Annotated in this window: 4 protein-coding genes; 1 reads left to right on the top strand and 3 read right to left on the bottom strand. The window is 61.2% G+C overall.

Features of this window, described 5'->3' with window-relative positions; genetic code table 11:
• Positions 1 to 253: 253 nt before the first annotated feature.
• The 3 genes from VMR03_RS06350 to VMR03_RS06340 all read right to left on the bottom strand — a co-directional run bounded on the left by VMR03_RS06350 (position 254) and on the right by VMR03_RS06340 (position 2,679).
• Entirely contained in the window at positions 254 to 946 is a 693-nt protein-coding gene (locus tag VMR03_RS06350) for a tetratricopeptide repeat protein (protein WP_325403375.1), read from the bottom strand.
• Between the two features lie 118 nt (positions 947 to 1,064).
• Positions 1,065 to 1,760: an extensin family protein gene (locus tag VMR03_RS06345; protein ID WP_325403373.1), complete on the bottom strand. Its 696-nt coding sequence runs from the start codon at positions 1,758 to 1,760 to the stop codon at positions 1,065 to 1,067.
• Positions 1,761 to 1,836: 76 nt separating this feature from the next.
• Positions 1,837 to 2,679, bottom strand: coding sequence for a helix-turn-helix transcriptional regulator (locus tag VMR03_RS06340; RefSeq protein WP_325403371.1), 843 nt, complete (start codon positions 2,677 to 2,679; stop codon positions 1,837 to 1,839).
• Positions 2,680 to 2,828: 149 nt separating this feature from the next.
• Between VMR03_RS06340 and VMR03_RS06335 the strand changes: the two genes are divergently transcribed.
• Positions 2,829 to 3,265: alpha/beta hydrolase (locus VMR03_RS06335; protein WP_325403369.1), on the top strand; the 437-nt coding region annotated here is incomplete at its 3' end.

Genomic DNA, 3,265 nt, shown 5'->3' with positions numbered 1-3,265 from the left:
AAGGAGTGGCCCGTGCCGGCGACGCGGATGGGGGTCTCCGCGTCCCGGACGATCGAGGCAAGTTCCTCTTCGGTCGCAGGCTCGGCGATGGATTTCGGCCAGGCTTTTACCCACCCTGACCAGTTCGACCAAACGTAGTTCATGCGCCGCTCCCGAGTCGCTCGCTTCTCTTGAAGCAAGTATGGCATAGACGTTCATCGGAAACGAGAAAGGCTCCGGGTGCGACCGGAGCCCCTCTACGACCGATGTGAAATCAGCGTGTGACGGCGTCTTGTTTGGCGACGTTCGTTTTGAAATCGCGCGCCATGATGGTCGCCTGCTTGATGTCTTCCGGCGACATGGAGCCCGACATTTTTTCGAGTTCCTTGTTCGCAAATTGCGGGAAGCCATTCTGCACGGCCAGCAGGAAATACATGTAGGCCTTGCGGTCGTCCTTCGTGACGCCTTCACCGGCTTGATACATGGTGCCGATATTGTACTGCGCCTCGGCCATGCCCTGCTTCGCCGCCGCTTCGTACCATTTCGCGGCCTCGACCGGATTTCTCGGTACCCCCCAGCCCTTGTCAAAGAGGCTGCCGAGATCCATCTGCGCGCGCGCGTCGCCGTGCTCGGCGCCGAACTCGTAATACTTCAATGCGGCCGCCACGTCGCGTTGAACGACCTTGGCGTCGAAATATTCCTCGCCGAGGCGGAAAGCGGCGCCCGCATCCTGCCGCTCATCGACCGCCTTTTTCCATTCAGCGAGCGCCTCGGGATAATAGCCGCGCTGATACATGTCGGCACCACTCGCCTCGCTCGGCGGGGTGTCCGCCGTCTTGCCGGCGGCATGCGCCTGCGCGTTCCAGAAAACGAGTCCGGCCAGCAGCAGGACAGTGCCCGTAAGCTTCACGACCGCTTCCGCCGAGCGGCGCGGCGAATTCGCAGTACGAATGCCTTCAGTCATCATGTTCTCCCTCCCCCGAGCCCGTTCTTGTTCTTTTGAACGCCAGGTTCTTGGAACGCCGGTTCGCCCGGTGCAGCCATCATGACGCGCGATCGACAAAATGTGAACCGCCTTCGGACTCTCAGGGGCAGTACCAGTAAGGGCTCATATCCAGGTGGAAGTGATTATGGTGTGCGGCATTGTAGTCAGGGCCCAGAACGAGGCTGAAACTGCGGCAGGCTTTTTTCGCAACATCGTGGAGGAAGCGTGATTTTTCATCGCTCCCATTCCAGTCCCTGCCGATGACGACGCGCGTCCCGTCGGCAAGACGGAAGCCCGAAATATCGAGAGCGTTGGCGCTGGCATGCTGGCTGAGACGGCCTTGCGGACGGCTGTAGACATTGCGGCAGGCGTAGCTGCCCAGGTGTTCGATTTCGACGACCTTTTTACCGAAATGTTCCTGAGCCGACGGCTGCAGCGAATGCCGTACGAAGAACGCCAGCGCTGCGGCCAGCGGGCAGCTGGAAAGAAAGCTGCCCGACACTCGAAGAGCTCCGAGATCCTGCACACGAATTACGTTCTCCAGCGGACACTTGCCGCCGATGGCGCCGTTCGGCACAAACGTGTAGCGCATGTCCGCTGTCGAGAGCGCCGCAGTGCAGAGCCGTGGATCGCGCGCCAACCGCTTCAGCTTAAACCAGGTGAGAGAATTTTCCTCGGCCCGCAGATCGAGCGGTGCCCAAGGATTCCATTCTGGTGGTACGGGGATGATCCCGCGCCAGACGCCAACAGCGAGTGCCGCAATCAAGATCAAGATGGGAAGAAAAAACCAACGCATTCCCCAAATAAAACCTGGGCGCCTGGTTTGGTTCCGCGTCGCGGTCGGCGTCGTCTTCTTCCGATCTGGACGTGAGCTAGGCGGGCGGAAGCGTCAAGGACTCTGTCACCGCGTCGGCCGGATAGAAGGATTCGATGTGGAGTTCCTGCAAGGTCACGTCCTGCGGCTTTCCGAGGGTCGTGATCGTGCTGAAGAAGCGGGCGATCGTATCGCCGACTTTCATTTCGAAGGGCAGCATCAGCGCCTGCGGCGCTTCGAGGTCCGGTTCCCGCCAGCGTGTCGGAACACCCGGATAAGCGAGCACCTCGGCAATGAGCCGTTGCATCGTCTCGTCGCGGGCCCAGCTTGCGCTCTGATAGGCTTCGTTGAGCAATGCCTTCGCCAGCGGTTCCCAGTTGACGATCAGCCTGCGGATGCCTTCGGGGGCAAAGAGCATTTTCAGAAGGTTGAATTTCTGCGGGTCTAGAATGGTCATCGGCTCGAGGTCCGGGATCGGATGGCCGAGTGCGAGCGTGATCAACTGCACGAAAGCACCGTTGACCATCACCAGGTTCCAATGTCGGTCGAAAGCGATGGCGCTGCGCGGTTCGTGCTGTTTCAAAATCAGATCGAGCGCTGTCCGCACTTGCGCCATGCGCGGATCGTCGAGGCGCGTTTCGCGATAGATCGGCGCATAGCCCGCCGCCTGCAGCAACACATTCCGTTCACGCAGCGGCACGTCGAGCACGTTGGAAAGCGTCAGGAGCATCTCGCGGCTCGGCGTCGCCCGTCCCGTCTCGACGAAACTGATATGCCGCGCCGAGACCTCCGCCTCGAGCGCGAGGCCGAGCTGGCTCAGATGGCGCGACTCCCGCCAGCGGCGCAGGAGAGGCCCGACCCCGTTCGGAGCAATTTCAATCACATTGCGGCGTGCGTCCATGGATCGAAATCTAGCAGAGGCGACGATGTGCGGCCATTACCTCCGGGGTAATGAGGGACGCGAAATGGGCGCATATCTTACCTCGCGCGTAATCGACCCGCTTACCGTGCCCGTCCATGCTCGTTCCATCACCTTCACAGGAGCGCATCATGTTCGGTCGGACCATCCTGAAATCCTCCGCGCCAAACGTCGCAACAACGGTCGTTGTCGAGGACGGTACACAGCTCTTCTACCGCGACTGGGGCGTTGGCAAGCCGGTCGTCTTCGTCCATAGCTGGGCACTGCATTCGGACATGTGGCAATACCAGATGGCGGACCTCACGGCGCGCGGCCTGCGCTGCGTCGCCTATGACCGGCGCGGGCACGGTCGCTCGGACCAGCCGGGCGGCGGTTACGATTGCGATACGCTAGCCGACGATCTCGCCGCCGTGATTGAGGCGCATGATCTCCATGACGTCACCCTGGTCGGTCATTCGATGGGTAGCTGCGAAATCATCCGCTACCTCACACGGCACGGGTCGGGCCGCATTGCCGGAGTCGTGCTCGTCGCGCCCGTAACCCCCTTCCTGCTGAAGACGGCGGACAA

The sequence above is a fragment of the Parvibaculum sp. genome (assembly GCF_035511255.1).
In the GTDB taxonomy this organism is placed as follows: Bacteria; Pseudomonadota; Alphaproteobacteria; order Parvibaculales; family Parvibaculaceae; genus Parvibaculum.
The sequence above is the reverse complement of the archived record's forward strand: the minus strand, read 5'-3'. Positions and strand labels throughout refer to the sequence as shown.

Coding starts and splice junctions, on each gene's coding strand:
- VMR03_RS06350 (WP_325403375.1), bottom strand. CDS start 946: ATGATGACTGAAGGCATTCGTACTGCGAATTCGCCGCGCCGCTCGGCG.
- VMR03_RS06345 (WP_325403373.1), bottom strand. CDS start 1,760: ATGCGTTGGTTTTTTCTTCCCATCTTGATCTTGATTGCGGCACTCGCT.
- VMR03_RS06340 (WP_325403371.1), bottom strand. CDS start 2,679: ATGGACGCACGCCGCAATGTGATTGAAATTGCTCCGAACGGGGTCGGG.